Raw genomic sequence first — 5,052 nt, forward strand, 5'->3', positions numbered from 1 at the left:
CGCATGCCGCGGGCGCGGGCGTCGGCCAGCGCGGCGTCGATGAGCGCGCGATGCCCGCGGTGCACGCCGTCGAAGGCGCCGATGACCGCGACGGCGGCGCCGAGCGCGGAGAGCGCCCCGGGCGCCCACGGGACCACGGGCGCTGCGTGCGCGGCGGGTTCGGGGATGATGAGGTCGCGACGCAGCTCGCCGAGGGAGGGCATCATGAGCGCACTCCCTCGATGGGCTGGGGGAAGACGTCGCGCGGGCGGGCGCGGCCGAACTCGATATCGGCGAGGGCGACGAGGCACTGCGCGCAGGTGAGCGCCGCGCGTCCGCCCTCGAGAGCCTCTGCGCCGCGCACGGGAACCGCCTTGCCGCAGAGGACATCGCCCATGAGGGCCTCGTCGACGGGAAGCGCGGGCAGGCCGAGCGCCACCACGGGGTCGAGTGCCGAGACGCGCACGGCCTCAGCCGAGACATCATCGAGCGCGAGGCAGCGCGCGGCATCGATGGCGCCCGACGCCGTGCGGCGGAGCCCCGCAAGGTGGGCGGCGGAATCGAGCGCGCGCCCCAGGTCGCGGGCGAGCGCGCGGATGTAGGTGCCCTTGCTCACCGTGAAGCCGACCGTCCAGACGGGGTCTCCCCCGTCGTCGGCGATGCCGAAGAGGGTGGCCTCCCGCACCTCGATCGGACGCGCCTCGAGCTTAGGCTCCTCGCCGGCGCGGGCGCGCGCGTAGGAGCGCACCCCGTCGACGGAGATCGCGGAAAAGGCAGGGGGAACCTGCAGGTGCGCGCCGATAAGGCCGGCGACGGCGCGCGCGGCGAAGGTCGTGTCGAAGAGCTCGGGGCGCACCGGGGAGCGGCGCGTGACCTCGCCCTCCGCGTCGTCGGTCGCGGTCTCCGCACCGAAGCGGATCTGCGCGAGGTAGGACTTCTCATCGAGGGCGAGCATGCCGAGCAGGCGCGTCGCCTGGCCGATGCCGATCACCATGACGCCCGAGGCGAGCGGGTCGAGCGTGCCGGCATGGCCAACGCGCCGCTCCCCCACCGCGCGGCGCACGCGCGCCACGACGTCGTGCGAGGTGATGCCGAGCGGCTTATCGACCGCCACGAGCGCGTTCAGCTGTGCGACCCTGCGTCGAGCCACGATGCCCCCTTTGCAAGCGTATATCGAGGTGTGTTAGCGCGCAGACGGCTCGGAGTCGCCGTCCACGAGCGCGGAGAGCAGCGGCAGGACGCTCGCGAGGGCCTCCTCGACCGTGCCCTCGAACGTGAAGCCGGCCGCCGCCGCATGGCCGCCGCCGTCGAACGCGGCAGCGATGCCGGAGATGTCGATCGCGGACTTCGACCGCAGGTTGCCGCGGACGCGCCCGTCGTCGAGCTCCTTCAAAAAGACGCACACCTCGACGCCGCCCACGGAGCGCACGAGGTCGACGAGGCCGTCGCACTCGTCGGTCGAGACCCCGCAGCGCGCGAGGTCGTCGGCATAGGCATAACTGTAGGCCACCCTGCCGTTCGCGACCGTGCGGATGCGCCCCATCACGATCGATTCGAGGTGCAGGTACTCGATCCGCTGGCTCTGGTACACCTCGAGCGAGATGCGCGCGGGCTCGGCACCTGCCGCGACGAGGCGCGACGCCACGACGAAGCTCTCCGGGTCCGTATTCTGGTACTGGAAGCGCCCGGTATCCGTCACGAGGCCGCAGAACAGGCAGTTCGCCACCTCCGGCGTGAGCGGGATGTTGCAGAACGAGAGGAATTCCTCGACGAGGACCGAGGCAGCCGCGGCCTCGGGGCGGCGCACGACGATGGAGGCGAACTCCGCGCGCGCCGGGTGGTGGTCGAAGCAGACGATCCGGGCGCTGCGACGGGCGACCTCGGCGGCGTCCTCGAGGCGGTCGAGCACGGGGCAATCGACCGAGATGAAGAGGTCGGGCGTCTCGTCGTAGCGCGCCGCGGGCACGAGCTCGTCCGCGCCGGGCAGGAAGCGGTAGATGCGCGGGACGGGCGCCTCGTCGGCGAGCAGGAACGCGATGCGCTTCTGCGGGAAGCGCGCGCGGAGCGCGAGGCCGAGCCCGAGCGTGGAGCCGAGGGCATCGCCATCCGGGGAGATGTGCCCCGAGATGGCGATGGTGCCCGCGGCGTCGATGGCCTCGAAGATCGACCAGTACTCGTCCGCGTAGGCGAGCTGCACGGCGCGCTCGTCGAGGATGACCTCGGAGGAACCTGCCGAATCGCTACCCATCGAGCTCACCCGCATCCAACGACGCCTCGCCGTCGGGCGCCCCCGAGCCGGCCTCATCGGCCTGCACGGGATAGCCCTCCTCGTCCTTTTCCACCCCGATGGTGGGCGGGACGTTCTCGAGCGCCGCGGCGATGCGCATGGCCTCGTCCGTCGAGCGGTCGATGCGGAAGTCGAGCTCGGGCACGATGCGCCAGTCGAGGGCACGGGCCAAAAGGCTCCGGATGCGCCCCTTCGCCTGGCCGAGCACGTCGAGCACCTCCTCGTAGCGATCGGCGTCGCACGACACGAAGATGCGCGCGTACGAGCGATCCTGCGCCACCTCGACGCCGGTGATCGTCACGAGGTCGAGCCGGGGGTCGGCGATCTCGAAGAGCAAGATGTAGCCGAGCTTCTCACGCAGCTGCTCGGAAAGGCGGCGCGTAGCGGGTGTCTGCTTCACGGGTCTGCCCTCCTACCATGACTATTCGGTGCGCGCGACCTCGACGACCTTGTAGGCCTCGAGCTGGTCGCCCACATGGACGTCCTGGAAGCGCTCGATGCCGAGGCCGCACTCGTACCCGGAGCGCACGGACTTGACGTCGTCCTTGAAGCGGCGCATCGAGGCGAACTTGCCGTCGAACACCACGACGCCGTCGCGCACGACGCGCACCTGGTCGTCGCGGGAGATCTCGCCCTCGGTGACCATGCAGCCGGCCACAACGCCGACCTTGGGCACGCGGAAGAGCTCGCGGACCTCGGCCACGCCGGTCTGGACCTCCTCCTCCGTGGGCTTGAGCATGCCGATGCGCGCGGCATCGATGTCGTCGATGGCCTTGTAGATGATCGAGTAGGTCTTGATCTGCACGTTCTCGCGTTCGGCGAGGTCGCGCGCCTTGGCCTGCGGGCGCACGCCGAAGCCGACGATGATCGCGTTCGAGGCCGCCGCGAGGATGACGTCGGTCTCGGAGATCGCGCCGACGGCGGAGTGGATGATGTTGATGCGCACCTCGGACTGGTCCATCTTGGCGAGCGAGTCCGCGAGCGCCTCGATGGAGCCCTGGACGTCGGCCTTGACGACGAGGTTGAGCTCCTTGAGCTCGTTCTCGTTCATCTCGGAGAAGAGGGTCTCGAGCGTGACGTGCTTGACCTTGTTCTGCTCCTCGATGCGGGCCTTGAGGGCGCGCTCGTCGGCGAGCTTCTTGGCGTCGCGCTCGTCCTCGAAGACGCGGAACTCGTCGCCGGCCGTGGGCACGGAGTCGAGGCCGAGGATCTCGAAGGCGTCGGAGGGCACCGCGGCGGTCTTGTGCTCGCCGTGCTGGTCGATCATGGCGCGCACGCGGCCGAAGCTCGTGCCCGCCACGAGGGCGTCGCCCACGTGGAGCGTGCCGCGGTTCACGAGCACCGTGGCGACAGGGCCGCGGCCGCGGTCGAGCTTGGCCTCGATGATGTAGCCCGAGGCGAACGTGTCGGGGTTCGCCTTGAGCTCGAGCACGTCGGCCTGGAGCAGGATCGTCTCGAGCAGGTCGTCGATGCCCTGGTGGGTCTTGGCGGACACGTTCACGAACATGTTCGAGCCGCCCCACTCCTCGGGGATGACGCCGTACTCCACGAGCTCCTGGCGCACGCGGTCGGGGTTCGCGTCGGGCTTGTCGCACTTGTTCACCGCCACGACGATGGGCACGCCGGCGGCCTTGGAGTGGTTGATGGCCTCGACCGTCTGCGGCATGACGCCGTCATCGGCGGCGACGACGAGCACGACGACGTCGGTGATCTTCGCGCCGCGGGCGCGCATGGCGGTGAAGGCCTCGTGGCCGGGGGTGTCGACGAAGGTGATCTGGCGGCCGTTGATCTCCACCTGGGAGGCGCCGATGTGCTGCGTGATGCCGCCCGCCTCGTGCGCGGCGATGCCGGTGTGGCGGATGGCGTCGAGCAGGCTCGTCTTGCCGTGGTCGACGTGGCCCATGACCGTGACCACGGGCGGGCGCGGCTTCAGGTCCTCGGGGTCGTCGTAGAACGTGAAGGAGTTCTCCTCCTCGGGCGTGATGATCTTGATCTGGCGGCCGAGGTCATCGGCGACGAGCTCCACGAGGTCGTTCGACATGGACTGCGTCATGGTGAGCGGGCTGCCCAGCAGGAACAGGCGCTTGATGATGTCGTTGGCGGGGACGTCGAGCGCCTCGGCGAGCTCGGCCACGGTCACGCCCTCGGAGACGCGCACGGCGTCGAGCTCCTCGACGGAGATGCCCTGCGCCTTGGCCTGCTCGAGCTTCTGCTCACGTGCGGCCTCGGCGGCCTCGCGCTCGCGCTTCTCCTTGCGCTTCTTGCGGCGGCCGGTGGATTCGCGCGACGCCTCCTCGACGGCGGCGCGGGCCTCCTCGAGCACGCGCTCGCGGCTGTACTCCTCGGCCTCGCGCGCCATGCGGCTGTAGCGGTCGCCCTCGTCATGGCCCTTGCGGCCCTTGCGGCCCTTGCCGGCCTTCTCGGGCGCGGGGACGTCCATGCCGGCGGGGATGGACGGCGCGTGCGAGGTGTGGCGCGAGCGCGGGCGCTCCGCCTCGCCCCGCGGCCGCCGCGGCGATCGCCCTTGCGGCCGCGCGGTGCCTGGGCCTCGGCCTGCTTGTTCGCGGCCTCGGCCTTCTTGCGCTCCTCGAGCACGGTCTCCTGCTGGGCGATCTGGTCGAGCAGCGACCGGAAGCGCGAGCCGGAATCCGACGCGGGAACGGCGCGGCGCTTCTGCTCGAGCTCCTCGGCCTTCTTGCGCTCGCGCTCCTGGCGGGCAGCCTCGGCCTCGGCGGCGCGGGCGGCCTCCTCCGCGGCGCGGGCGGACGCGGCGAGGCGGCGCTCCT

General features: G+C 71.1%; 5 protein-coding genes and 1 pseudogene. 1 reads left to right on the plus strand and 5 read right to left on the minus strand.

Annotated features, from left to right (window positions below):
• The 5 genes and pseudogenes from BN423_RS10600 to infB all read right to left on the minus strand — a co-directional run.
• A pseudogene (locus BN423_RS10600) lies at window positions 1-206 on the minus strand (riboflavin biosynthesis protein RibF); the annotation flags it as partial.
• Window positions 203-1,129 (minus strand): tRNA pseudouridine(55) synthase TruB, encoded by a 927-nt coding sequence (gene truB / locus BN423_RS02170; RefSeq protein ID WP_019238640.1) that lies wholly within the window; start codon window positions 1,127-1,129, stop codon window positions 203-205. The gene truB and the pseudogene BN423_RS10600, both read right to left, overlap by 4 nt.
• A 33-nt stretch (window positions 1,130-1,162) precedes the next feature.
• Window positions 1,163-2,242 carry a DHH family phosphoesterase gene (locus tag BN423_RS02175; RefSeq protein ID WP_019238641.1) on the minus strand — a complete coding sequence of 360 codons (1,080 nt, stop codon included), beginning with the start codon at window positions 2,240-2,242 and terminating at the stop codon, window positions 1,163-1,165.
• On the minus strand, window positions 2,220-2,666 hold the full coding sequence (gene rbfA / locus BN423_RS02180; RefSeq protein ID WP_019238642.1) for a 30S ribosome-binding factor RbfA: 447 nt from the start codon (window positions 2,664-2,666) through the stop codon (window positions 2,220-2,222). The genes BN423_RS02175 and rbfA overlap by 23 nt, the downstream gene beginning before the upstream one ends.
• A gap of 21 nt (window positions 2,667-2,687) precedes the next feature.
• Window positions 2,688-4,706 (minus strand): translation initiation factor IF-2, encoded by a 2,019-nt coding sequence (gene infB, locus BN423_RS02185; protein ID WP_019238643.1) that lies wholly within the window; start codon window positions 4,704-4,706, stop codon window positions 2,688-2,690.
• A gap of 84 nt (window positions 4,707-4,790) precedes the next feature.
• On the opposite strand from infB, the gene BN423_RS11755 reads away from it, so the two are divergent.
• On the plus strand, window positions 4,791-5,052 hold a 262-nt coding region (locus BN423_RS11755; protein ID WP_232385469.1), incomplete at its 3' end, for a hypothetical protein.

The sequence above is a fragment of the Enorma timonensis genome (assembly GCF_000321165.1).
In the GTDB taxonomy this organism is placed as follows: domain Bacteria; phylum Actinomycetota; class Coriobacteriia; order Coriobacteriales; family Coriobacteriaceae; genus Enorma.

Bases quoted from the DNA above. Each gene is read 5' to 3' on its own strand.
- infB (WP_019238643.1), bottom strand. From the start codon at position 4,706: ATGGACGTCCCCGCGCCCGAGAAGGCCGGCAAGGGCCGCAAGGGCCGC.
- BN423_RS02175 (WP_019238641.1), bottom strand. From the start codon at position 2,242: ATGCGGGTGAGCTCGATGGGTAGCGATTCGGCAGGTTCCTCCGAGGTC.